26 protein-coding genes and 1 riboswitch are annotated in these 25,248 nt (G+C 40.7%); of the genes, 10 read left to right on the plus strand and 16 right to left on the minus strand.

The window, feature by feature from the left end; genetic code table 11:
• Window positions 1-99: 99 nt before the first annotated feature.
• Both L2D08_RS12660 and L2D08_RS12665 read left to right on the plus strand, forming a co-directional pair.
• Window positions 100-447: a hypothetical protein gene (locus L2D08_RS12660; protein ID WP_242234169.1), complete on the plus strand. Its 348-nt coding sequence runs from the start codon at window positions 100-102 to the stop codon at window positions 445-447.
• Window positions 448-1,184: 737 nt separating this feature from the next.
• Window positions 1,185-1,445 carry a hypothetical protein gene (locus L2D08_RS12665; protein ID WP_242234171.1) on the plus strand — a complete coding sequence of 87 codons (261 nt, stop codon included), beginning with the start codon at window positions 1,185-1,187 and terminating at the stop codon, window positions 1,443-1,445.
• 274 nt (window positions 1,446-1,719) lie between these two features.
• On the opposite strand, the gene L2D08_RS12670 is transcribed toward L2D08_RS12665, so the two are convergent.
• Entirely contained in the window at window positions 1,720-1,965 is a 246-nt protein-coding gene (locus tag L2D08_RS12670) for a hypothetical protein (protein WP_242234173.1), read from the minus strand.
• Between the two features lie 444 nt (window positions 1,966-2,409).
• Window positions 2,410-2,970, minus strand: a complete 561-nt coding sequence (locus L2D08_RS12675) for an IDEAL domain-containing protein (RefSeq protein ID WP_242234176.1) — start codon at window positions 2,968-2,970, stop codon at window positions 2,410-2,412.
• Between the two features lie 666 nt (window positions 2,971-3,636).
• On the opposite strand from L2D08_RS12675, the gene L2D08_RS12680 reads away from it, so the two are divergent.
• Complete coding sequence (locus L2D08_RS12680; protein WP_242234177.1) at window positions 3,637-4,068, plus strand: helical membrane plugin domain-containing protein; 432 nt, start codon at window positions 3,637-3,639, stop codon at window positions 4,066-4,068.
• Window positions 4,069-4,107: 39 nt separating this feature from the next.
• Entirely contained in the window at window positions 4,108-5,289 is a 1,182-nt protein-coding gene (locus tag L2D08_RS12685) for an NAD(P)/FAD-dependent oxidoreductase (RefSeq protein WP_242234178.1), read from the plus strand.
• Window positions 5,290-5,588: 299 nt separating this feature from the next.
• Here L2D08_RS12685 and L2D08_RS12690 read toward each other — a convergent pair whose 3' ends face one another.
• From L2D08_RS12690 to L2D08_RS12730, 9 genes are all read right to left on the minus strand, one after another.
• Window positions 5,589-6,359, minus strand: a complete 771-nt coding sequence (locus L2D08_RS12690) for a hypothetical protein (RefSeq protein WP_242234179.1) — start codon at window positions 6,357-6,359, stop codon at window positions 5,589-5,591.
• A gap of 381 nt (window positions 6,360-6,740) precedes the next feature.
• On the minus strand, window positions 6,741-7,235 hold the full coding sequence (locus L2D08_RS12695) for a COG2426 family protein (protein WP_242234180.1): 495 nt from the start codon (window positions 7,233-7,235) through the stop codon (window positions 6,741-6,743).
• Between the two features lie 173 nt (window positions 7,236-7,408).
• Window positions 7,409-7,993: an undecaprenyl-diphosphatase gene (locus L2D08_RS12700; protein WP_242234181.1), complete on the minus strand. Its 585-nt coding sequence runs from the start codon at window positions 7,991-7,993 to the stop codon at window positions 7,409-7,411.
• Between the two features lie 154 nt (window positions 7,994-8,147).
• Window positions 8,148-9,089, minus strand: a complete 942-nt coding sequence (locus L2D08_RS12705) for an LCP family protein (RefSeq protein WP_242234183.1) — start codon at window positions 9,087-9,089, stop codon at window positions 8,148-8,150.
• Between the two features lie 32 nt (window positions 9,090-9,121).
• Window positions 9,122-9,775: a helix-turn-helix domain-containing protein gene (locus L2D08_RS12710; RefSeq protein WP_242234184.1), complete on the minus strand. Its 654-nt coding sequence runs from the start codon at window positions 9,773-9,775 to the stop codon at window positions 9,122-9,124.
• Window positions 9,776-10,036: 261 nt separating this feature from the next.
• Complete coding sequence (locus tag L2D08_RS12715) at window positions 10,037-11,179, minus strand: mannitol-1-phosphate 5-dehydrogenase (protein WP_242234186.1); 1,143 nt, start codon at window positions 11,177-11,179, stop codon at window positions 10,037-10,039.
• A gap of 5 nt (window positions 11,180-11,184) precedes the next feature.
• Window positions 11,185-13,272: a BglG family transcription antiterminator gene (locus L2D08_RS12720; protein ID WP_242234187.1), complete on the minus strand. Its 2,088-nt coding sequence runs from the start codon at window positions 13,270-13,272 to the stop codon at window positions 11,185-11,187.
• A gap of 81 nt (window positions 13,273-13,353) precedes the next feature.
• Window positions 13,354-15,267 carry a PTS mannitol transporter subunit IICBA gene (locus L2D08_RS12725; protein WP_242234189.1) on the minus strand — a complete coding sequence of 638 codons (1,914 nt, stop codon included), beginning with the start codon at window positions 15,265-15,267 and terminating at the stop codon, window positions 13,354-13,356.
• Window positions 15,268-15,497: 230 nt separating this feature from the next.
• Window positions 15,498-16,814, minus strand: coding sequence for a multi antimicrobial extrusion protein MatE (locus L2D08_RS12730; protein ID WP_242234190.1), 1,317 nt, complete (start codon window positions 16,812-16,814; stop codon window positions 15,498-15,500).
• A 471-nt stretch (window positions 16,815-17,285) separates the two neighbouring features.
• Here L2D08_RS12730 and cdaS point away from each other — a divergent pair, with 471 nt between their 5' ends.
• A complete protein-coding gene (gene cdaS / locus L2D08_RS12735; protein WP_242234191.1) occupies window positions 17,286-17,909 on the plus strand; it encodes a sporulation-specific diadenylate cyclase CdaS in 624 nt (207 codons plus the stop codon).
• Window positions 17,910-17,923: 14 nt separating this feature from the next.
• On the opposite strand, the gene L2D08_RS12740 is transcribed toward cdaS, so the two are convergent.
• Window positions 17,924-18,922 carry a ketoacyl-ACP synthase III gene (locus tag L2D08_RS12740; RefSeq protein WP_242234192.1) on the minus strand — a complete coding sequence of 333 codons (999 nt, stop codon included), beginning with the start codon at window positions 18,920-18,922 and terminating at the stop codon, window positions 17,924-17,926.
• 129 nt (window positions 18,923-19,051) lie between these two features.
• Between L2D08_RS12740 and L2D08_RS12745 the strand changes: the two genes are divergently transcribed.
• Window positions 19,052-19,204, plus strand: a complete 153-nt coding sequence (locus tag L2D08_RS12745) for a hypothetical protein (RefSeq protein WP_242234194.1) — start codon at window positions 19,052-19,054, stop codon at window positions 19,202-19,204.
• Between the two features lie 94 nt (window positions 19,205-19,298).
• On the opposite strand, the gene L2D08_RS12750 is transcribed toward L2D08_RS12745, so the two are convergent.
• Both L2D08_RS12750 and L2D08_RS12755 read right to left on the minus strand, forming a co-directional pair.
• A complete protein-coding gene (locus tag L2D08_RS12750) occupies window positions 19,299-19,520 on the minus strand; it encodes a hypothetical protein (RefSeq protein WP_242234196.1) in 222 nt (73 codons plus the stop codon).
• A gap of 126 nt (window positions 19,521-19,646) precedes the next feature.
• The gene (locus tag L2D08_RS12755; RefSeq protein WP_242234197.1) at window positions 19,647-19,823 is read right to left on the minus strand and encodes a hypothetical protein; all 177 of its coding nucleotides are present in this window, start codon (window positions 19,821-19,823) and stop codon (window positions 19,647-19,649) included.
• Window positions 19,824-19,910: riboswitch (cyclic di-GMP riboswitch) on the minus strand. It abuts the gene before it with no gap.
• Window positions 19,911-20,135: 225 nt separating this feature from the next.
• On the opposite strand from L2D08_RS12755, the gene L2D08_RS12760 reads away from it, so the two are divergent.
• From L2D08_RS12760 to L2D08_RS12775, 4 genes are all read left to right on the plus strand, one after another.
• Window positions 20,136-20,369: a hypothetical protein gene (locus L2D08_RS12760; RefSeq protein WP_242234198.1), complete on the plus strand. Its 234-nt coding sequence runs from the start codon at window positions 20,136-20,138 to the stop codon at window positions 20,367-20,369.
• Between the two features lie 245 nt (window positions 20,370-20,614).
• A complete protein-coding gene (locus L2D08_RS12765; RefSeq protein WP_242234199.1) occupies window positions 20,615-21,619 on the plus strand; it encodes a permease in 1,005 nt (334 codons plus the stop codon).
• A gap of 14 nt (window positions 21,620-21,633) precedes the next feature.
• Entirely contained in the window at window positions 21,634-22,497 is an 864-nt protein-coding gene (locus tag L2D08_RS12770) for a TIGR03943 family putative permease subunit (RefSeq protein ID WP_242234200.1), read from the plus strand.
• Between the two features lie 177 nt (window positions 22,498-22,674).
• Window positions 22,675-23,256 carry an RsfA family transcriptional regulator gene (locus L2D08_RS12775; RefSeq protein ID WP_242234201.1) on the plus strand — a complete coding sequence of 194 codons (582 nt, stop codon included), beginning with the start codon at window positions 22,675-22,677 and terminating at the stop codon, window positions 23,254-23,256.
• A 92-nt stretch (window positions 23,257-23,348) separates the two neighbouring features.
• Here L2D08_RS12775 and L2D08_RS12780 read toward each other — a convergent pair whose 3' ends face one another.
• Both L2D08_RS12780 and L2D08_RS12785 read right to left on the minus strand, forming a co-directional pair.
• A complete protein-coding gene (locus tag L2D08_RS12780) occupies window positions 23,349-23,600 on the minus strand; it encodes a hypothetical protein (protein ID WP_242234202.1) in 252 nt (83 codons plus the stop codon).
• 225 nt (window positions 23,601-23,825) lie between these two features.
• Complete coding sequence (locus tag L2D08_RS12785; RefSeq protein ID WP_242234203.1) at window positions 23,826-25,214, minus strand: allantoinase; 1,389 nt, start codon at window positions 25,212-25,214, stop codon at window positions 23,826-23,828.
• Window positions 25,215-25,248: the final 34 nt, after the last annotated feature.

Raw genomic sequence — 25,248 nt, forward strand, 5'->3', positions numbered from 1 at the left:
ATTTCCTGTTTTTATATTTATTTACATATATTTTACAAACTGAATCCCCTATTTACGGTAAAATAGTTTGACTAAGTTTAAGGAAGGGGTGTAGTTATCATGATTTATTTTGTTCATTTTCTTTTAGCTATCTTACTAACAGCTTTGTCCTATTTTATTGGCAGTCGCATAATTAGTAGCGGTATGGCTATTTGGCAGGCTCTTATAATCGGTCTTTCTGTTGTTTCTTTGGGTGCTTTAACTGAAGCACTTGGAGCCCCAATTTGGTTAATTGTTTTAGTACCATTTCCGGTTGGTATGCTTTTACTTTTCTTATTTTTACATAAACCCTTACATATTTGGTTTTTCACATACTTGATAACATTAGCTCTCTACTCAGTGTTTCACGTTATAATGAGCTACTTTTTTAGCTTTCACTCATTAATCCCCGCTTGGCGATTATCTTAAAATAAAGTTAAGAACTTTCTTATTGAGAACCTAGGATATGGTTCTCTTTTCTTATATCATCTGCAAGTTTTAAATAAACATTAAGTTCCCATTTGTCCCCGTTCATCTTTGCAATACGCTTCATACTAGCTTCGGAAGTTATCATCCAGAGCATGTTCGCTTGTCCATTCCTCACAGTAATACTTTTTGTACCATTGATGATAAGTTAATGCTGTTTCGTCTTATAATAATTTGCCGCAGCAAGTCAGGCACAAGTCTTTCCGTTCAGTGCCTTTCTCTTTTTCATAGAACAACGTTCAACGAACGTGGTGAGTAACTAGGGGTAATTCAATATGCCTCTTCACACCTTGTTTAACCAAATTTCCCTGCTCACCATTAGAAAAATAAGCAAATATATAAAGCATAATGGCCAGGGATTCGTTTATATCCGGAATTCATTTCCTGCTAACGACGAGTGGAATTCATTTCTCTCTACCTCGTACCGCCTTGCTCTGTATTAGAAGGTTCCAGCGCCTTCAAAGGGTGCGCAGCATGGATATAAAGCAAGAGATTGATTTAAGCATCGGCGATAACATCCGGGAATACCTCCATTGCGGTATAAAGAAAATTATCCAGCCCTGTCTCTTTGCAGGGTTCTATTTTTTACTCTTTCACATATACATTATATTTGTGAAAAAAGGTTTTTTCACAGCCTATTACGGGTATTAAAAGATTTTAGAATAAAGGAGGATCAACTAGTGGGCAAAGTAACTCATGTATTAAAATCCGAAGACGTATATTTAATGATTCCCCCCTTCGAAGGAAGCAGATCTGTTCATACGACGAGTGATATATTGGACTGTACCCATTTTAAATCCCCTGCACATGCTGCTGAATTCTTAAAATACATATCTGCCCTGCCAGATGACTTTACATTGAATTCTCAAGTTAATTTTCAAGACGTTACCATTGTAAAAGCTACTTTAAATGTTACTGAAGAACCTATTAATTTCGATTAATAGGTTTTTTTGAGTAAAGAAAAATATCCCGCAGGAAGTCTTTAATCGTTACTTTTCACCTTCACACATAACTTCTTTCCTTTTTAAATGATTAGGGCTTAGTAATCTTAGAAGACCAGGCCACCTGCGGTTTATATAACGACCATTGAACCGGTTAAGTAGATAAAATGGGGGAAACGTACCAGCATCTCCTAATAAAAAATGTGGTTGAGGTTATGTAATGAGCATCTGCATCCGCCTTCTTTTTTAGAATATTCTTTTCCAAATTGCTTTTTTACTCTTCTTTTTCAGCAAGTAAAATGAGATTTCCTTTTTTATCTGCTACTCTTTCAATTATTCTGTAATAAGCTACTGTCTCTGAATCCTGATCATAATCTACATATACTTGAATATCCTCAAAACCTTGTTTGTTGTGATGCAGCAATACTACATATTCCTCGGGTTTATCTTTATTAATGATAAAAATACTATTTGTGTAAGTTGTGATTGTACGCCAATCAACTTGCCTTAACCATTCCATTTGTTGAACCCCTCCAATTACTGAATACAACATAATAATGTTAGTTCTGAATACATTCCCCATTACACTTAAAAGTATTCAAGTAACTTAAAGAGGTTAACAGTTTATTAAAAATAAGGCATTTGTTGTTATACACTTTCAAATAATAAAAGACACCCGCCTAAACGAGTGCCTCGTCTTACAGATAAGAATGCCAGTCATAAAAATAATACATGCACAGAATAAAACATACGAATTAACAGCACTGGATGGGTTTCTAAACGCCAGCGCTGCTTCCGCTTGGTTATTGCTATGATGCATGCATAGTCTAGTCAATGCCCTGTATTGTATTTAATTTGAATTATGCACAAATTGTATTTAGTTGTCTCGATGAAAACGTCATTTCTTTCATCAGCTTGATCGCATTCATTCCGTCCACACCTGCTCGTTACGAATTTTTGCTTGTTACCCCGCCAGTACCTGATTGTGTTCCCTTGTATCCACTTTGATCCACCAGTCCTTGCGTAATTCAATTAGTTGCTTGATACGTTCTAGGCATTTATCTTTATAAAGCTTTATCACATCAACTACTCCTGTGAACCTCTCCCTGATAAAACTAAAAGCATTTCTCAAGGCTTGTCCAAGAGCCGCAAAGCCAGCAGCTATTATCTTGTTTATTTTTTTCATACCTTGGAGGATCCAATCATGCTCTTGCTTATCAAGAGGCTCTTCTGTCTTTAAAGAAGCCCTCCCAACTAATTCATTAAACCATTCCCGATCACGATTCATTAAAGCAAGATCGATCAAAGTGGCATAATCATCTGCTGAATGCTCAACTTCGATCAGTTCAGCTTGCGATTGATATAGCATTTTGTATTTTCCTAGATGGAAATGCTGACTACCCTTTTTATCAACCCGTTTTAAAATGCACATTTGAAATGCATCTTGGCCATCGTACAATTTGTTTGCGTAGCCAAAATATGTGTGAAAATCAAAGCGGACACAAACCCAATCCCCTTCTCTCATGATCCTTCCCCCTTAAAATGGCATATTGGAAAGCTTCCCGCTGTTCTTTCTTCCTGCTTACGCTTTTCATATGCGGCAGCATTCTGATTTATACACTGGGCTGCAATCATTCTTTCTTCAGGCTGCTTTTGCTTCACATTGTTTGCATTTCGATCTCATCGCTCCGCTTAGCTATTTTCATGACTTGACCTTTTCACATCAATAAACACATCGTACTCGCTGATGCCTTTTTCTTTATTAATGATTTCTGCTTGCTTGCCCTGCCATGTGTCTTTCATTTTCTCATCCTCCATTGTTTTTCTAATGATCTTCGCTGGCTTCATCATATAAACGGCCAGGAGGCATAAAATGAATTTAAGCAGTACTAGGACTACAGCATAGTGTCTCCACTTCATTGTCTGCAGTAACTTGATCTTTAAGCCCTTTGCCGCAATTGGCCTCACTGACTTGGTCGATATTCACCATAGAATTATCAGCAATTTTTTTAGAATAAATGAAAATTAAACTGGAATTTTGGAACGATAAAGCGCTATAATAAGGGAGTGAAGTTTAACTGATAGTGTTAAAAGAGATTTCGCACGGAATCGTTTGTGCAAAACTTCACAAACTTTTAGAGATTTGGAGAATACATACATAGCAAACAGCTATGGCAAAGGAGAATGGGTTATGCCAGAAACAATGACTCAACCAAAGTCTGAAACATTGACTGTGAGCCAGGAACAATTAGACGTACTTGATCAGCTCTTAAAGCCTGAAGTACAAGAATCATTAACAGCTTTAGTTGAACACCTTCCTAAATTAACAGAATTGACGACGATTCTAACAAAAACATATGATTTTGCGCAATCTGTTGCAACAGACGAAGTGTTAAAAAATGATACGGTTAGTGCGGTTACAGAACTTGCAGAACCGGTTACACATACTGTAAAAAACCTTGCGGCTACTGCTATTGAAGCAAAAGACCGTGCAGATGAAAGCAATGAAGTAATTGGCTTGTTTGGTTTAATGAAAATGCTGAAAGACCCGCAGGCCCAAAAACTATTCCGTTTTGCAAATGCGTTCCTTCAAGTGAGCAACGAGCGCGCAAATCAAAAATAAGCCTTTTACCACTTAATGAGTAAGAATGGAGAATAAACGATGTCAAAACATATTGTGATTTTAGGTGCAGGTTATGGCGGCGTGCTTTCTGCCCTGACTGTTCGTAAATATTTAAGCAAAAATGAAGCACAAGTAACAGTAGTGAACCAGTTCCCTACTCATCAAATCATTACGGAGCTGCACCGTCTAGCCGGAGGAACACTGAAAGAGCAAGCTATTGCGATTCCATTGAAAAAGCTTTTCAAAGGAAAAGATATTGAACTTAAAATTGCGAAAGTAGAATCTTTCTCAGTAGATAATAAAGAAGTTAAATTAGCAGACGGCTCTTCTCTATCGTATGATGCGCTTGTAGTGAGCCTTGGAAGCCAGACCGGTTTCTTCGGCATTCCAGGTCTTGAAGAAAACAGCATGGTATTAAAATCTGTAGAAGATGCGAACAAAATTTTCAACCATATCGAAGAGCGTATTCGTGCATATGCCGAAACGAAAAGCGAAGCAGATGCTACAATCGTTATTGGCGGCGGCGGCTTAACAGGCGTCGAGCTTGTTGGGGAAATTGTTGACAACTTCCCGAAAATCGCCAAACAATATGGTGTTGATTTCAACGACTTGAAAATCAAGCTTGTAGAAGCGGGCCCGAAGATTCTTCCAGTACTGCCGGACGCTCTGATTGACCGTGCAACGGAAAGCCTTCAAAAGCGCGGTGTTGAATTCTTGACAGGTCTTCCTGTTACAAAAGTAGAAGGAAATAAAATTGAGCTAAAAGACGGCTCAAGCATTACAGCGAATACGTTCGTTTGGACTGGCGGCGTTGCAGCACTTCCAATCGTGGGTGAATCTGGCCTTGAAGTGGACCGCGGCAAAGCAACGGTTAATGAATTCCTTCAATCTAAATCACATGCAGACGTATTTGTAGCAGGCGACAGCGCGGTAGCTTTCCCTGCTGACGGTGGACGCCCTTATGCGCCGACTGCACAAAACGCTTGGCAAATGGGTGAACTTGTTGGCTACAACTTGTTCGCTTACCTGACAGACAAGAAAATGGATACATTCGAGCCAGTGAATTCTGGTACGCTTGCCAGCCTTGGCCGTAAAGATGCTGTTGCCACAATTGGTGCGAACAACACAGCACTTAAAGGATTGCCGGCAACGCTTATGAAAGAAGCAAGTAATGTCCGTTACTTGTCACACATTAAAGCGTTGTACAGCCTGGTTCATTAATGAGCCGTTTCATACAAATAACAAAAAGCCCGGAAGAATCTTTCTTCCGGGCTTTTAAGCTTTGGACAGAGCAGTTCCCAAACCTTCATCTGAATGCAGCTTTTCATAAGTGTTCAATGGTATAGCGTATATTCTTTTTTGGTTGCACATATTTTTTCTAATATGCTTTTTCAACATCTTCTCAAAGCTGTATTCTATGTTTCTTAGCTGCTTTTATACGCTTGCATAAACTGAATAGGAGGTTACACGTTAAAGTTGCTCAAACTATTCGTACTCATAATACGGTCTCTTATTTGAGACTAGAGTTTCTCAATTGTGAAATTTGCATTTTCTGTGTCTACATCCGTGATCATCCAGCTCGTTCCTCCCGCTTCGTCGTCTTCAAGCAGTGTGTAAATAACATTCATGCTGCCAGAGATCCGATAAGAGCCGTTTTGCTCATACATATCAGAAGCGTTTTCTACATCAAAGTCAAACGATAATTCAATTGGCATGATACGTTCTAAAGAAAAGCTGCCTTCTCCCGCTATACCCGAACTAAACGAATGAACTTTCTTTACAGGAGCAATGCTTGTTCTTTCCGAATTCGTCCTGTCAAATGAAACATATTGCGCTAAATGGCCGAATGGCCCGCTGCCTTTAACCATTACACTTCCTGTATACTGAGTTTGAAGATCGTGTAAAATGCCTTCTTCTGATTTTTCTAAGGGGGGAACAGGATCAATAAAGTTCGGTACTTCTGTTTCCTCATAAGAAAAAGCGCTTTTAGGTACTGGTGGCATGATCATCCAGGGCGCATATTTTTCAAATCGCTCATAATCGATCCTTAACTCTCCTTTATATACACGATGAATATGGTTTTTTCGCTTTTGCTTATTTCGTTCTCCAGCTTCTTCACCTAGTTCTTCAAGCCAAATGTCTGCTAATACACGGCTGCTGTTACTCTTCGTTTTGATTTCTTTTATTGAAAGATAGGCAAGGTTATCCTCTGTTATTTCTATAAAATCATCATTAATATAGATGCTTTCACCGATTAAGTCCTTTTTTAGTTGATCTATTGTTAAAGGCAATTTGTCATTATATGCACTTAATATACATAAAGACAAGATGAATACTGATAACAAAGCGAAGCTAGTACGATAAAAATTAATCTTCATTCATTGCCAGGCGGTCTACTTTTCTGCCGCCGCTCCTTTCATCCTTATTGCTATCCTTTATTTCTTAAAGTGTCTATCTTCATTGCTAAAAATGTTACAATGCACCATAGCCAAAAAGCTTGTCCGGTGAAAATAGATATTTGAACTCGGTAACACACCAGGGGTAAACATGACCATGTGGAGAATGACTTCCCTTTTGTGTAAACGGTCATTAAAGCCTTTTTTATTCTCCATCACTACATTCATTTTACAGATGACTCTCATACTAATATGTAAATGTAAGGATACAACGTTTTAAAATAAAGGATAGCTGACTACTCCAATTAAAACCGAAGCTATAATCACGCCTAAACTAATGGACACAAACGCCCTCCTAGTTGGAACTGCAAATAACAATGATATTAAACAGGCGCTGTAAGCCCCCGTTGTAGGCAGTGGTACAGCGGTAAATAAGACCAGCCCTAACGCTCCATATTTTCTTACTTTATCTCCCTTCTTTTCCGTCCTTTTGGACAGCCAGTTATAAAAGTATTGATATACATTTATTCTCATCATCCAGTGACTCATTGGCCTAAACAGCAATAAAATCGGGAGAACAGGAAGCAGGTTTCCGATAACACTATAAAAAAGTGAAGAATTAAATGATAATCCTAGAAGACTCCCTATCGGCAAGCCTCCCTTCACCTCTATAACTGGTATAGCCGAAATCATCATGACCATTATTTCTGGCGGGAGGGAACTAAGCATTTCAATAAAAAAATTTTGTATAGTCATCTTAAGGTTGTCCAATATCCATTCTCCTTTAATTATCTTCAGTAAAATCTCTAAACGACCCACGCCTACTTAATGTTTTCTTAACTCCCTCTATCAAATTTCCTCACATTACACTTAGAAATTCTGTTTTCTGTCTGGTCATCGTTATTTTTCATATTTGTTAAAAGTCGTTTACTTTAAATGTTTCATTACTCTTTCTTTTCGCCTTGAGAACGCTCAGCCACAAAGGGGATTCGATTGAACATAAAAATCAAAGTCTTAGGTATAGAGCTCAAATATTTACGAATCTTAAAAATAAATAAGCTTGCTGTCAAAGCTATCATTATGCTCCCCAAAACATCATATGGATAATGATGCCCGACATAAATGCGGGATATCCCAGTAAATACCGCTAATATGATCATTGCGGAGCCAATCTTACGGTGACATAAATAAACAAATAGCGATAATGCAAAAGCGCCTGTTGTATGATCACTTGGGAAAGAAGCATCAGCAGCATGATAGAAGAGTAACTGAACATCATCATGTGTGACAAAAGGGCGGGGTTCGAAATAAATGTGGCTGATGATAAAGTTTGTAACCAACCCTGCGATTCCAGTCATTGTTGCAAAAACGACTGTGTGCTTATAGTTTTCTTTCCTATAAAACCACATAATTATTAATATTAATGCATATATATGCAAAGATACTTGTGATATAACCACCATCAATCCGTCTAATACAGGAAAGCGTCCGGCGAACTGATTTATTAATTGAAATAGATTGTAATTCATAAAATCTCCTTATACATTTAAGTGCTCATTTAAAGTCTTATTCCGAAAGCATGCCTCAAAGAGTGATGTTTACAACATTAATTTGACTAAACTGGTTCTGGCTCTGTCAAAAGTTTAGTTTTCTCTCCGATCATATAACCCTATTCGCTTTTAATTAGCTATGGTTTAACGATAAAAAATCTTGTAAACTCTGCTTATTTTGACTTAAATCAATTTTAAGTACCTCCCCGACACTTACGCTTTCATTCTCATATGAACCTTGAAGAGGTATCCGAATGCTCTCCATTTCCTTTGATTTCCCTGCAACCAACCCTTTGCCGATTGATAACAGGGCACGTGTGTCTACGTTTGTATCAATATACGGATCCGCTGCTCCAAGCAACTTTGGGATATTCGCTAAGTTATGTATGCTCACTGCCTGTTCTTTTAGCTTAAACATCACTTCCTGCTGCCTTTCCACCCTTCCAAAGTCACTTAAACGATCATGGCGAAAGCGCACATAGGCCAATAAATCATCGCCATACAGCACTTGCTTGCCGGGCTGAAGTGTTGTTCCAATTCCATAAGACATTTTATATGGTATATCTACTTCGACTCCATTAGGCGCCATTATATCTGCTAGTTTTGAAAACCCTTTGAAATCAATAACAGCATAGTAATGAACATCTACCTCAAAATTTTTTGCGATTGTTTTTCTGATTAATTCCGGACCTCCAAACGCGTAAGCAGCATTTATTTTCTGCATCCCATGGCCGGGAATATCTACATATGTGTCTCTCATAATGGAAGCAATCTTCATATTATGAGTATTTTGGTTATAGTGGGCGATCATTAAAGTATCAGCGCGTGAATGCTCTTCACCCCTCGAATCACTTCCAATCAGTAAAATATTCATCTCACCAAATTGCGGTTCGCTGCCCTCGAACTCATCAAATGTTTTTTGATCTTCTTTGTAGCTGCCATCCTCTGCCTCAGATAACCCTTTCTGGTATTGGTAAATACAATAATCCATGACAAGCGCCAATAACAAAAAAATAAGCAGTAAAAGGTTTCTGATCCGTTTTCTTTTTCTAATAGCTATTTCTCTTTTCTCCATTTCTTAAATCACCTATATTTATTTTCTTTGGTTTAGCTCCCTGTCTTTGCTGATAAGAGGCTTAACGCAAGTTTTACTGAGATGGCATCATCTAAATATCCAATTGGAAAAATATAATCAGGGATTACATCCAAAGAGACAATAAAATACATTAGTACACTGCCCATAACAGCAAGGTCTGCAGGTGTCCCTTTTTTCAGTCTATAATGTTTAAACATTTGCTCTAACTCTCCGATAAAGGGGCCGCCACTGCCGACTTTCTTTATTTTTTCTTTAAAGCTCTTAAGAATAGTATTTCTGGCTTCTTCACTCTGCAGCTCCTGTTCATATTGTTTTAATTGCTGTTCTACACTTTCAATCGTAAATGTCCCATCATAGAGATTAGAGGTGGCAAGGATGCTTTGAATACTGTCGAGAGAAGCGTGAATGTCTGACTGGTGGTCTTTTTTTGCTTTATTAATGGTATAACCAGCAGCGGTAAATAAGTCAGCACTTGGAATACCTAGACAATCAGATAATGTTTGTAAGTGTTCGGGTGTTGCTCTCCTTTTACCGCTAATGATGCGTGAAATGGTTGCAGTATCTATGCCGGTAATCTCACTGAGTTTTCTCATCGATAAAGAATGTTCTTTTAATAGCTGTTTTAATAGCACACCAAGTTCATTCGTTTTTAACTCATTTCCCACTTTAAGCTCCCCCTTCAGACTTTAAAATACTCGGTCTTTTAAAATAAAACACTACTGGACTATATTAAAGTGTTGACATTTTGTCAACAAAAAAGCACTTCTCATTTTCCAAAAACAGCTGTTTTTTCAAGTGTTTGTTTCAGTTAAGAAGCCCTTTCTTTTAACACAATAAAATCATTAGAAAAAAGATCTATTTATAATTTAAAAGCCCGGAAGAGTATTCTTCCGGGCTTTTAAACGTTGCTTTTAAAAAACGGTTATTTATTTTTGAAGCAGTTCATACTGACGCAGCACTTCCTGGGTAATCTCACTGTTTTCATCCAGTCCGCTTACCTCTTTAAGTACTGAAGCTACCCCGTTCTCTTGAATCATTTCCTGCAGTTTTACTGCTTCTTCGTCTTCCTTATAGTCAAACAGCAGAGCTGCTGCAATGGCTTTCGCTAAGTTTGTATAGGAAAGACCTGCTTTTTGAGCTTCAACAGCCGGGCGGACAAGGCGATCATCTGGACCAAGCTTGCGAATTGGAGAACGCCCTACTCTTGTTACACCATCATTTAAATAAGCATTTTTAAAACGGTCAATGATCTTCTGGATATATTGCTGGTGCTCTTCTTCATTTAAGCCGTATTGCTTGATTAAGTAAGCGCCGGTTTCATTCAACGTCGCCTGTACCTGCTTTTCAATGGCTTCATCTGCGAGTGTTTGATCGATCGTTGATTTGTTTTCAAGGTAACCAAGATATGCAATTACTGCGTGTCCTGTATTTACAGTAAACAGCTTTCTTTCAATAAAAGGCGCAAGGTCTGCCACGATCTTCATGCCTTCGATTGCAGGAATATCATCTGTTGTTTCCACTACCCACTCATGATATGGTTCTACAAGAACGTCCAGTGACCCTTGGTTGTTTTGAATCGGTACAATACGGTCAACAGCAGAATTGAAGAAGAACACTCTGCCTTCTAAACGGCTTTTTGTATCTTCGTCCATATTTTCCAGTATATAGCCTTTTAATAAGTCCGTTGCAGAAATTTGGTTTTCGCAGGCGATAACATACAGCTTTTCATCGCTTGTCTTCACTCTTTCTGTAAGTGCCTTTGCAATTAACGGCGCAATACGAGGAAGAATCGTCGGTCCAATCGCCGTTGTTAAAAAGGCAGCATGCTGGATGGCAGCCATGACTTCCTCTTCCTGCTTCATGTTATTTAAGCCGGATACGTTCGTAATGATCATTTCATCCTGCTGGTCTGTTGCCAGCTTTACCCTATATTGTTGATCTTTGTTCAGCTGATCAATTGTTTGATCGGCAATATCAACAAACGTCACATGGTAGCCGGAATCGGAGAAAAGTGCTCCGATAAATCCACGCCCAATATTCCCTGCGCCAAAATGTACAGCTGTTTTCATATTTATCATTCCTTTATCAAATTAGTGTGAAGATAATCTAAAAAAATCGATTCCATCTTTGTACGGATCATTTCTTCATTCGAAGAGGAAAAAATCATAATTGCCTCGTTGCTTTCAATCAAGCTGGTACTCAGTAAACTGATGATTTCCTGCTCTTTTGCACTTAATTGTTCCGGGGCCAGCATCAGCAGCAAACTTTTCATATACATCTCATTTCCATCCATTCCTTTGATTAAACAAGGATGATGTAAATGCGCAATTTGAAAAATAAGTCCGTGTATATGTTCGTTCCTGCAGTGAAAGAGGCCCATTCCTGTGTTAGGAATACCAAGACCGCCTTTTCTTTCACGATCCTTTAACGCCTGGAATACAACCGGTGCATTAGATAAGAGCTTATCCTGCTCTGCTTTTTCTAACATTTCTTTAATTGTTTGGTCATAGTCCTGTGCCTGAGCGATAGGGTATACACGGAAATGTCCAATCAGTGCTTCAATACTTTGCTGCGTATCTTTAAGTTCCTTAAGCAATTCTGTTAAAGGCTGTTCTTCTTTTACAGGTGAAGCGGCCTCTTTCGGCAGTGATTTTTTATATTTTTTATTTTTGGTTAATTTTTCAACATTTTTCTGCAAAAAGCTCTTAATTGCCGTGATGTCTTCCGTGCTCAACAGCGGATTCACCAATATATATTCCGTATTTATAAGCGGCAGGCGGACGGTGGAAATAATAACATCAAATGTATGTACGTTCTGCTGCCCGATTTCTTTCAGTGATTTGATTTCCACTGAATCAATCTCGATAATTTCTTTTTTGATTCGGCTTGCCAGCATTCTCGATGCACCAATCCCTGTTGGGCAAACGACGAGCGCTTTTAGGGCAATGTTTTCTTCCTGCATGACCAGCGCCGAACCGAAGTGAAGGACAATAAATGCGATTTCATCATCAGGAAACGGTTCAATTTCCTTGAACTCTTTTTCTACACTGTTTTTTACCGCCAAAAATAAAACCGGATATTTCCGTTTGATTTCCTCTGTTAATGGATTAAAAAGCCCCATTTGCTGTTTAAGCCGAAACAAAGCGGGTTCCATATGGGCAAGAAGGCCTTGAAACAAGGAAAAATCATGAGCTAAATCAACGTGGAGCTGAGCGGATACATCTTGAATCACACGCTTGATTATTTGGCCCAAAACCACACTGTCATAAGGAACAGCTGCCGCTTCCTGCAGCTTGGATCCCTTTAAAACAGTGGTTAAATACTCCACATCTTCTTTCGTAAATGAAACAGAGAAGAATTCTTGAAGCTGTGCACATATCTCTACTACCTGGCTGTGTTCATCTGTTTCTTCACTCAAAAGCGGCTCCTCTTCCAGGTAAAAGCCCGCTTCTGTTCTTTGCATCGTAATGCCAATATGAACAATAAGCCCGATATAGTCACTGTCCGCCAGGCGGGAATACCGGTTATTCATCGTTTCATTCACCAGCCGGTCAATCGCACGAATATAATGCGGACGGAAATAATAGAGGACTTTTTCCTGCTCGTATTTTCCCTTTTCCAGTAAAAAGAGGCTTTCAATCATTTCTTCATTAAAATCCATGAGAAAACAATAGGCTAACGCTTTACGCTTGCTTTCTTCGCTTCCTTTCAGTTCCACCCCGACGCCTCGTTTCCGGCTCAGTTGGATGTGAAACGGCTGGAGCCACTCGGTCAGTTCATCCAGGTAAACGGATAGTGTGGTGATACTGACACCTAAATCAGATGCCAGAGCTTGAATCTTAAAAGATTCTGCTTCCTCAAGCAAGACTAGGAGCAGCAGCAGCTTTCTTTCCTTCGGTGTTTGATCCACTGGGTGGCTGCCTGTTAAGTGCTGAATGAGCCGAAAAATCTGTTCATTCCTGCCTTCAATGATCAATCCTTCATTTGTATCTCTTTGCAGGTGGAGATCAAAGTGCTCTAGAATTTTTTCAACCGATTTTAAATCGCGCTGAATGGTTCTCACACTTACATTTAAAGAAGAGGCAATGGAAAAAGCGGTATGCTTCCCTGATGTTTTAATGATAAGCTCAATGATGGCTTTTTCCCTCGAAGTAATAAACATGCTGCCACCCCCTTTGTCTTATTTCTTGAGAAAACAGGAAGTAGAAAAGCGCACGAAGCACTTTTCTACTGAATAAAAAGCTTATTCTTTTGAACCGTTGAGAATAGCGATGATTTCCTTCGCTGTTTGAGCGTTCACCAGTTTTTCGATATTCTCCATTTCCGAGCATGTTACGGCAATGCCGGACAGAATTTCTAAATGTGTTCCATCCTTGCCCGCAATACCAAAAATCAAGCGGACCAGGTTGCCGTCAAAATCAACGCCTTGAGGAACCTGAATAACCGTGAATCCAGATTTTAACACTTCTTTTTTCGCTTCTTCTGTTCCATGAGGGATTGCTACATCATTGCCCATATAAGTAGATGTGATTTGGTCACGTTCAATCATGGCTTCAATGTAGTTTTCTTTTACATACCCTGCTTTAAACAAAGCATTACCCGCAAAACGAATCGCTTCATCTTTTGTAGCAAAAGATTGATTTAAGAACACATTTTCTTCTAACAATAAACCGTCTTCTGTTCGCCCATCCTCATTTTGTGGAACGTTATCTTCCGCATCTTCCACAATTTCTTCTATAGGGTCATGTCCGCCGTTTTGGAGACGGTCAATTAATTTTTCATACTCTGGGCTGGACAGAAAGTTGTCAACAGATACATGGTATGCATTCGGAAGTTTGTTTTGCGCCCGCGGCGTTAACTCTTCCTGTGTAATGACAATTTGTGCATCCGCTGGCAGGTTGCTGATCGATGTATTTGTTACTGAAACACTTAAGCCTGCTTCTTTTACTTTTTTACGAAGAAGCGAAGCACCCATCGCACTTGAACCCATTCCTGCATCACAAGCAAAAACAATTTTGTTTACATCTTGCGGGAATTCTCCAGGATTTGAAGCAAATACATCGGCAACAGAGCTTTTCTTCCCTTTCATTTCTTGCATTTTTTTGGCTGCATCTTCAATGTTTTCTTCTGTCTGCTTGCTCGTTTTTAACACAAACGAAGCAACGACAAAGGACACTAATGCTGCGACAAGCACAGCGGCAAAGTTTGCAATAAACGCACCTGCATTATGCGGCGTTACAGCTGCAATCGCAAGGATACTGCCCGGTGAAGCCGGCGCAAACAAACCGCCGCCTAAAAGAACCAGCGTGAACACACCACTCATGCCTCCAAGAATAACGGCTAAAAACAGCAATGGACGCATTAAGATGTACGGGAAGTAAATTTCATGAATACCTCCGAGGAAATGAATAATTGCTGCTCCCGGAGCTGATTTTTTTGCAGTGCCTTTTCCGAAAATACAGTATGCAAGCAGAACGCCAAGTCCTGGTCCAGGATTGGATTCAAGCAAGAACAAAGCCGACTGGCCTGCTTGTTTTACTTGTTCAACCCCAATTGGTGATAATACACCGTGGTTGATGGCGTTGTTTAAAAACAACACTTTTGCAGGTTCAATCAGGATACTTGTTAAAGGAAGCAATCCTGTTGCAACCAGCCAATCTACACCGTCTACCAGCCAGCCTGTTAAAGCTTTTACCGCTGGACCAACGGCCAGGAAAGCTAAAATCGCGAGCAGGCCGCCTAAAATTCCGGCAGAGAAGTTGTTTACAAGCATTTCAAAACCAGATTTTACTTTTCCTTCAATCCATTGGTCAAATTTCTTAATCACATATCCGCCAAGCGGACCCATTGCCATCGCACCGAGGAACATCGGAATGTCTGTACCGACAATAACCCCCATGGTCGCAATAGCGCCGACAACCGCCCCGCGCTGGTCATGAACAAGCTTCCCTCCTGTATACCCGATTAAAAGCGGGAGGAGATACGTAACCATCGGGCTGACCATTTTGGCAAGGCTTTCATTTGGAAAGAACCCGCTAGGAATAAAAAGCGCCGTGATCAAGCCCCAGGCAATAAAAGCAGAAATGTTCGGCATAACCATTGAACTTAAAAAGTTACCGAACTTTTGAACAGCGACTTTTATATTAGATTGAGCCATTTATTTTTCTTCCTTTCAAATGTTAATAACATACTTCCATCTTAAAGTACGTTTTTTCTTCATTCAATAAAGAAGAAAACTACCTTTGTCGTCACACAATCGACAAAATTAGCGTTTTGTCCGCTGTTTACCGTTTTGTTTTGTGCCAATCACCTCACAACGTGTTTAAGTTAAGATAAAGACAGCCGATATTCCGGCCGTTATAGACCTTTAGCCTTTACTTTTAAAGGTTAAACTGCGGTCTCTGGATGTCCGCTCTTTCTTTTCCGCAAATGAAAAACCACTCTCATTACAACAAGCAGCCCGACCAATTCACCGAGTGAAGCAGCAATCGCACCGGCACTGCCGTTTAAATGCGGCACAAACTGAACGAGTAAAAAGCTGCTGACGGTTACAGCGGCTAAATTATACACCTGTGGGGCGACCATACTTTTTGTGTTTTTATGCAGCATAAGAATGCCCCCAAAAAAATCCACCCAGGGAAAAAGGAATGTTTTTAAAATAAAAAATTGCAGGACCGCCAGAGAAGACTCCGCCAGGGCCAGGTTTGTGCCCATCACATTCATCATAAACCAGATGCCTGCCGGACTGTAGCAAAGGAAAGCCAGAAGCAAAGAAGGCACAATGCTGAACACAATGACACATTGGATAACAGACCGCCTGTTTTCTTTGAAAAACTGCAAGACGATTTGGTGGGTATACATAAAAAAACTAAGCACTAAATTTGTAATACTGAGAGCCATCGCAAAAGAAGCCATGCCTGTCTGGGCATCTTTAATATTACCAAGAAAAGCATAAATAACCGGAATGATCACTGTTTGAAAAGACAAGTAAAAAACAAGCGGCGTGTAAAATGCGTAAATGTCTCGTTTTTCTACAGCCGGCTCCTTCCTTTTCATTTCTTTTTTGACAATTCGATGGCCCCGCCAAACGCTAATGATGCACTCAATCGCCATACCGGTTAAAAAAATAATGGCTCCTACAATGCTGTGGTTCACATGGCCGGACCAAACAAAGTAATAAGCCACTAAAAACATGCCAAAAAGCCGGACCACGACGCCAATTGTCACCCATTTTGTTTCGAAATGATTAATGATAATTCCTTGATACAAACAGCGGAGGCCGGAAAAGAAAATCACAAAGGTAATGACCCTGAATGTAGACGTGACAGATGCCAGCATCGTTTCATCCGTATTAAACAAATGAATAAATGTAAAATGGCCGAGCGGCGTGTAGCCAATCAAAGCGCACACGACAAAAATCAAAAGCGAAACTTGTACAAACACGCTGCTTAAAAGCCGGAAAGAAGCTTCATTCTTCACAAGAGCAGAACAGGTCTGGCGAAATACCAGGACAGGCCGTTCTATAATTCCAAATAATGAAAGAGCGATGGCATAGCTGGCAATAACCACTTCGGCGTGATCTGCCCTGCTTAATGTCCCATTAATGATCAAATGGGTAATAGCCGTTAAGCTGGCCGAAAAACCGAGCGGAATAAAAAAAATAAGCATATTTGTAAAGGAATACGGACTGACGGATTTTTCCATAGATAAACTCTCCTTTTTCGTTACTATCTCAGCTTTCGTTTTACAATCCTTCACCCAAATGTTAACGTTAACATTTTCGGCAGCACTTCTTGGCTAACCTGCTATGTCAGCATACTTTTCGACATATCATACTAATAACAGTTTTAACGTACCGCCCCTTTTTGTTTACGCTTACATTTATCAAGAAAATAAATAAGAATAGACTTACCTTTCCCCAAAATACTGATCTTTTCCACTATTTGAATGGGTAAGATTATATCATTCCAGGCATCATTAAACAATTTGAATGCTTACAGCTGTTTAAAGCGAAATCCGTTCTTTTCGTTAAAAACCCGCTCATTCCATTTAAGAAAAACGAAAATGGTTACATAACTTTCACATAAACCCGCAGAATAAATAAAAAACCCGTTCTTTATACATACTCTTTGCACCCGCTGGCACGTCCGACGACTTGAAATGAGGTGGATGACCATGAAAAAAAGCGATTGTGACTTTTCTCCATTAAAATTGAATTTAATCCAGCAGCTTGAAGAAATTGTTTTTCATATGAAGGAAGGTATCGAGACCTTAAAAGCGGACGATGGGTGTGCTTTAAGCAAACTTGAAGCCATTAAAGACCAATTTGAAACGGTAGAGAGAATGGCAGCTTCTTTTTATTTAAATTGTTACCTGTCTCCTTTTACAGATAAGTATCTGGATATCTCCACCTGCATTCAGCACCTGTCTAATCAGCGGCATGGAGCGCTAATCGTGATTGAGCGTAAAGACGCGGTGGACCCTTTTATTCACACCGGAACGCTCATGCAGGCAGCCCTGACTCATTCATTGCTTGAATCTATTTTCTATCCTGGCAACCCACTTCATGATGGAGCGGTGGTGATTCGTGAGAATCAAATTTTTTCAGCGGCGAATACCCTGCCCCTATCCGCGCAAAACTGGTCCGGTAAAAAGTTAGGCACGCGGCACCGTGCAGCGATTGGACTAACAGAAAGATGCGACGCACTTGTACTTGTGGTGTCTGAGGAAACAGGCAAGGTATCGTTCGCCGTGGATGGAAAACTTCATCCAATTATGACAACCAGTTCTCCTTTGTAAAAGGAAAAGCCTGCTTAGTAAGCAGGCTCTTCTACGTTCCATTTCACAATAAGGCCTAGATGAGTAAGCCCTCCTCCAAATCCATAGAGCAGCAATGTGTCTCCAGCTTTCACTTTTGCTTCTTCCACTCCCTCGTTTAAAGCGAGCGGGATAGATGCAGCCGATGTATTCCCAAAGAGTTTCATGCTCGTTAATGTTTTTCCGAGCGGAAATCCTGATTTTTGGCAAATCGATTCTATCATGCGCATATTCGCACTGTGCGGGATAAACCAGTCGATATCCTCTGCACGGACATTTGATTTTCTTAGCAGTTCTTCCATGCCTTCGGGAAGCGTGCGGGTAGCCCACTTGTACACTTCCCGGCCGTTTTGAACCATTTTGCCGGTTGTATTCAGCGCTTTTCCATGGATAGAACCTGCGAGCGCAGTCCGGTACAAATGGCCGCCGCCTTCTCCCATTGTACCCATGTGCACACCCCAAAAGCTTGGCTGATCCGGATCATACTCTACAAGTAAAGCACTGGCCCCGTCTCCAAACAGTATACAGGTCGTTCTATCGGTGAAGTCTGTTACTTTGGACAATGTTTCCGTCGCTATAACCAATATTTTTTTATGCACGCCGGATGTAACCATTGTATTAGCTAAATGCAGGGCATAAGTAAAACCGGCACAAACGGCATTAATATCAAAAGCACCCGTTGCCGGAATGTGAAAGTGGTGCTGCACCTGGGAGGCAACACTTGGAAAAGCGTGATCCGCAGTTGAAGTTGCTACAATAATACCGTCAATGTCATGCAGCTCTTTTTTGTATCTTTCTACGAGGTTTTCAACAGCACGAAAAGCAAGGTGGGAAGCATATTCGTCTTTTCCAGCTATTCGTCTTTCTTTTATTCCGGTCCGCTGAAAAATCCATTCATCACTCGTCTCCACCATTTTTTCAAGATCATCATTGGTTAATTTTTCCTCAGGGACATACACACCGAGGGCCGTTATACGTGCTTTAGATCCATTCATCTTTTTGCACCTCGTTTACTTTTATATACGCCTATTATAACACCTAATTATAGCACCTGGTGTTAAATTAAAGAGAAATTCTAAAGTAAGTGAGGCAGCTTTAAACTAATTAGAAATAAAAGGAGCTTCATGGATATACCGCTCCCCTTCCAGCTGGCTGACAATTCTCACGCTCTTTCACAAATGGAAGCCGGACAAGTATCCAATGGAGCTCTTTCGTTAGGAAAAGCCGATCTGCCCCTTTTTCCTTATCTTGGAGCATCTCAGCATACACTGCCTTAAACAGTTTAGCGCCAGCTTTATTGAGCAGGCTTTTTTGTCATTTCTTAATGTTAGCGAACCGCCTGTTACGCCTATGTACCGATTGATTTGAAGCTTACTCATGATCGGAAGAATTTGTTTTGTTAAATTGCTGTACAACGATACTGCCTTCGGCGGCTGACCAAATGTACTGATGACTGCCTGACAGTCTTTTAACAGCGTTTTGATTATATCCCTTTTTTTCCACGGTTCCTTCCAATACGTCGATACTACTGTTTTGCTCATTTGTTTTCCGGGGATTTCTCACAAGTATACGGACGCTGTAGCCATGTCTCACAGCCTCACCTGCTATATGCCGCTTACTATTCCAGTTCCGCCGATCAGCGCTATTGTACCTCTTTGACTCATATTTATGCTTCCATCTCTAATCTCAGAGCCTATTTTTTCTAGAAAACAAGGTTACTTATCTCTTTGGATAAGAAAGCAGCGCAATGGCTTCTTTTAACAGCGTAATATCGCTTACTATTTGTTCTTTTATTCGTTTATCCTGACAGCGTTCATAATCGCTCGTTAAGCGAGACATTTCTTGAATAAACATGAACCAATCGCTGTTTGTACTCATGGCGATGGTACCGTCCATTTCTGCAGCCCGGCTATCATGATTCTGTTGAATTTTAGATCCGTAGCTTTGCGTCCTAACCTTTCGATTAGTTTGCCTTTAATTATTTATAAATATATTTTATCCAAATCCCCCCCAAAAAACAGCAAAATCTTTAATCTTTTAAGATAGTTTCTCCTTGTACATTTATGCTATTTTAAGCTAGTATTGCTGTTGTTTTTCTTTCAAAAAATCAAGCAGCTGTTTGTCCAGTCCATACTCAAGCTGCGCCTTCATAAAAATGAAATTGGAGAAGGGGTATTTCCCGAGGTAATGATCGAATGGTAAAAATGATTGCAACAGGCATCACCAAAAAGCAGCGGCCCTCCCCCTCCGAAACAAACACCTGTCTTCCTTTTATCCGCTTACACAGAGGAAAATAAGTATTTAAAGTACACAAAAGCACAAAACAAAAGTTATCAAGCATTTGCCCGGCTGCTTCATCTTGATTACGGCCTTCAATCTAATCAGAACGGAACATCGTTTTATTTAAAAAGCCAGGAAGCCCTGCCGACAAAAGAAGAATGAAAGAAATGAAAGATTACCTCTTTCGTTCTTCCATACAGTGCTAACAAAGTTGTTCTGCCCTATTTCGAGCTTATAAAAGAGATACCGCTTTATACCCCGGTATATCTTTTTACGGTTCTTGAGTTTCTGTATGATACTGTTATTTCCCTTCTTTAAAAACAACGGGGCTGTACTAATTCTTTTCGCCATACATACATATACGATGGACAGAGCGCCTTTATTTTCAACTGAAAAAGGAGAAAGTTATGATTCCATCCATTCGTCTTCATCCATTCACGATCACACTGTCTTTCACCCTTCTTTGTACGGCATTATTTGTATTCTTTCAGCCTTTCTTCAAAAAAGAAGATCTCTCTTCGTCTTTTCCTTCTTCACTTCTACAGCTGAATACGATTTTTTTAAGTATCCTGATAGAAGCGATTCCGTTTGTTTTAATAGGTGTGTTCATTGCTGGTTTTATACAGATATTTATTCGTGAAGAACAAATCAAAAAGTGGATGCCGAAAAACCGGTTTACAGCCGTTTTGGCCAGCTGCCTTATCGGTGCCTGCTTTCCAGCTTGTGAATGCGGCATCGTACCGATCGTCCGGAGGCTGGTGGCCAAAGGAGTGCCCATACACGCTGGAGTGGGGTTTCTCCTGACGGGACCGCTCATTAATCCGATCGTTCTTTTTTCAACTTATATGGCTTTCGGGCAGGATATGAAGATGGCTGGCCTGCGAATGGGAGTGGGCTTTATCGCAGCAGTTCTCATTTCTTTGCTGATCGGCCTTTTTTTCAAGCACAATCAGCTGAAGGAGCAGCCTGTAGAACAAGAAGCTTCAGCCATACCGTCTAAAATCGCCTTTGGTGTGCGCTTATGGGGCATGCTGACTCATTCAATTGATGAGTTTTTCGACATGGGGAAATACCTTGTGATTGGAGCTTTTCTTGCCGCGTTTGTTCAAACGTATGTCTCAGCGCAGTCTCTCCTCCAGACGGGAGGCGAAAAAATCCCCGCCGCTCTTGTGATGATGGGGCTTGCTTATGTTCTTTCCCTTTGCTCAGAAGCAGATGCATTCATTGGCGCTTCTTTTCGCCATTTGTTTCCTCCCTCTTCTATTTTGGCTTTTTTAATTTATGGCCCCATGATCGATTTAAAAAATACCTTCATGCTTCTCAGTGTATTTCGGATCACCTTTGTTCTTAGTTTACTCGTTTTGATCACGGTCATTGTTTTTTTCTGTACAAACTTTTTACCTTTTCTATAAAGGAGGCGGCTTTTATGGTATTTCAACCCCATCAAGTATTCAAGGCTCTCGCTTTAACGGCTTTCTCTCTTTTTTTCCTGAATCTTCACACAAGCGGAACCATCTCAAAATATGTAAATCCTGACTATGCGTGGCTTAGTTTATGTGCCGCTTATCTTTTTTTCTTTCTTGTTTTCATTCAATTTTTTCGCCTGTGGAGCCCTAAAAATAAGCACAGCCCGTCCTGCCAGCATGACTGCCATCATCATTCCAGGCGGAAATATATCTCTTATTCTGTTTTAACTTTTCCCTTGGTGACAGGCTTTCTATTGCCGCCCCAAACATTGAATGCAACAATCGCGGCCCAAAAAGGAGCCGGTTTGCTTTTGCAAACAGAAAATAAAAGCCTTCCGTCGGAACACGAAGAAATAGCCGTGGCCCGAAGAGAAGTACAGCAGGCAGAATTCGACCAAAGGATCAATGCTCTTGAACGCAGCCGTGTGATTCACCTGACCGACGGGGTGTTTGAGCCTTACTATGGGCAAATAAATGCAGATCCCCAAAAGTACAATGGTCGTACGCTCAAAATGACGGGCTTTGTTTTCAAAGAAAAGAGCCTTCAAACCAATCAGCTTATTTTATCGCGCTTTTTGATTACACACTGCGTAGCGGATGCCAGCCTGATCGGCTTTCTAGCAGAATTCGATAGAGCTGTGCACTTGAAACAGGATATGTGGATTGAAATAGAAGGAACCTTAGCTGTCACCTCCTATAAAGGAATTTCCATCCCTGTCGTCAACATCACTTCATGGAAAGAGATTGCCGAGCCTAAAGAGCCCTATGTATATCCGCTTTACATTAAACTTGCCTTCACGCATCATAATGCCTCTTTCTCTTAGAAAAACAGCCGCCATCCGAAGGCATTTCTTTTGCTTCTTCCTATGTATATTTTATGTACGAAGAATAATTTGCCCTTTTTATGAATAAACTAACACCAAAGTGGAAAGACTCTTCATATCTATCGCCAGTCAGTTAGATTTTACTATAACTATGAAAACGAAATGGAGTGACTTACATTGAATATTCGTCAGGATGCCTGGTCAAAAGACAATGATCTTTTCCTAGCCAATACGGTGTTAAAGCATGTACGGGAAGGAAGTACGCAACTGAAAGCTTTTGAAGAAGTAGGAGAAGTATTAAACCGCACAGGAGCAGCATGTGGATTTCGCTGGAATGCCGTTGTACGCCAGCATTATATTCAAGCGATGGAAACAGCCAAAAAAGAAAGAAAGCAGCGGCTGCGCGCTCAAAGCAAACAGCGGGCAGATATGAAATCAGAAAACGCAGCTCTTCCTTCCGGCAGTTCAGACAGCTATATGACGATGGCTGATGTCATTCAATATTTGTCATCGATGACACCTGAAGAAAATACTGCCTCCCTTCAGGAAGAAAACAAGCGGCTCCAGCTTGAACTTGAAAGCGTCACAAAGGAGCTCGATCAGCTGAAAGAAGTGTATAATTCTATGCAGGAAGATTATGAATCTCTTATGCAGATTATGGAGCGCGCTCGCAAGCTTGTCGTATTTTCCGAAGAGTCTCCTCCTTCTGTTAAGTTTAAAATGGAGCGAAATGGTAATCTTGAAAAGGTAGCGGAATAAAGAAACAGATCACTATTTTCCTTGAAACGAAAACAAGCACATGATCCGCTATTCGAATCGTGTGCTTGTTTGGCGCTGCCGCTTTAATTCCCTCAGCGGCTGGCTTCTTCCGCCGGGAGAGCCGTTGTATCAATCAGTGTTTGGACTGTGACACGCATATGAGGAGGTATATGTTTCTTCTCCAAGCCTGCTTTTTTTCTTTTAAAAGAGTTCGGCAGATCAATATGAAACTCAGGTCCGTTTTGTTCATCTTCCGATGTCAACCGAATAAACCCTTCACTCATCACGTAATCTAAATAGGAACGCTCTAACCGGTAGAGCTGTTTTTTATACGTATACCCCACGACCATTCTTCCTTCTTTCTCTCTTACACTCAAGATCTCATTATACCAAAAGATCCCTTTGCCGCGTAGGCTTTTTACCAAAAATAAAGTAAACTTCTCCGCTGAGAAATTTTTCCCGAAGTAGTAATTCTCTTCCCCCTTACTTTCTTTTTCATTATGTAAAAAGAGGAAGATATATAGCTCCGTTTTTAAAATAAATATAAACAGAACAAAGAAACAGCCGGCTCAGTTAACTGAGCTGGCTGCTTTTTCTTCGGCTTGTGTTGGCTTAATCCATTGCCCGCTTGGCTGCTTTGACGCGATCGTACCTTGGTCATACACAACGTGTCCGCGGTTAATCGTTTTCTTGATCGTACACGGGAAAGTGTGGCCAATATACAAGCTGATTTTGTTTTTGGCGAGAAAGTTCTCTTCTGTCACTGTAAACGGCTCATCGGCAGACAGTAACACAAAATCGGCGTCATACCCTTCTGCAATTTCCCCTTTTGAAGAAAGGCCGAACCGTTTTGCCGGATTTGATGCCGTCCACTGTGCCACATGTTCAAATGGAATCTTATACTTCAGGGCAAGCTCCATCATGGAAAGCAAAGAAAACTGGCCACCGCTGATACCGCCCCATGCTTGAAACAGATTGTACGTGGCTGGATCTTTTAAATCACTTGTACATGGTGAATGATCAGAAGAAATCATATCAAACTTTCCAGCAATCAAAAGCTCAATCAGCTTTTTCTGCTCTTCTGGCAGGCGAAGCGGCGGTGCACATTTCGCAATAGCCCCTTTTTCCTGGAGAGCATGATGATTAAACATTAAATAGTGAGGGCACGTTTCAACGGTTACACTCATGCCTTTACGTTTTGCTTCTTCAATTTTCTCAATGGCTTCTGCGGAGCTGATATGAACGAAATGAAGCGGGCATCCCGTTACTTCTGCATAATAAAGAGCACGCTGTACCGCTTCTGCTTCAGCCGCTATTGGCCGTGTTTCCAGGTAATCATCTGCTGATACCTTTCCGGCCCGTTCTTTTTCTTCTTTGAGCCAGTCGGTAATCGGTCCGCTTTCAGAATGAAGAGCCAGCACCTTGCCCAGCCCCGCGATGATTTTCATTCCTCTTAAGAGTGTTACGTCATCTACGTTTTCAAATTCCTTATTTCCTGTTGTAGACAGGAAGGCTTTGAATCCAATCACACCTTCTTCTGCAAGTTCGGCTAAATGTGGTTCGTTGCCTGGCACTAGTCCACCCCATAAAGCAAAGTCGGTCCAGGACGTCTGGTTACCTTTTTCCGCTTTTTCAAAGAGAGCGGCTTTGTCAATTGTAGAAGGAATCCCATTAAGCGGCATATCAAAATAGGTCGTGCAGCCTCCTGCAGCCATCATTTGAGAACCTGTATGGAATCCTTCCCAATATTCACGGCCCGGGTCACTAAAATGGACATGGACATCAATCATACCGGGCAGCACGTATTGGCCTTCTGCATCGATCATGTACTCCGCTTCGCCGGAAAGCGTATCGCCGATCGCGGCAATCTTCCCCTCTTTAATCGCAATGTTTGTTTTTTTCACCTCATTCGAGAAAACCACGTTTCCATTTTGAATGATTGTATCAAATTGTTTCATTGCTCACTCCCCTATCTCTGGCTCTCCAGCTTTA

This window comes from Domibacillus sp. PGB-M46 (genome assembly GCF_022668875.1).
Taxonomy (GTDB): domain Bacteria; phylum Bacillota; class Bacilli; order Bacillales; family Domibacillaceae; genus Domibacillus.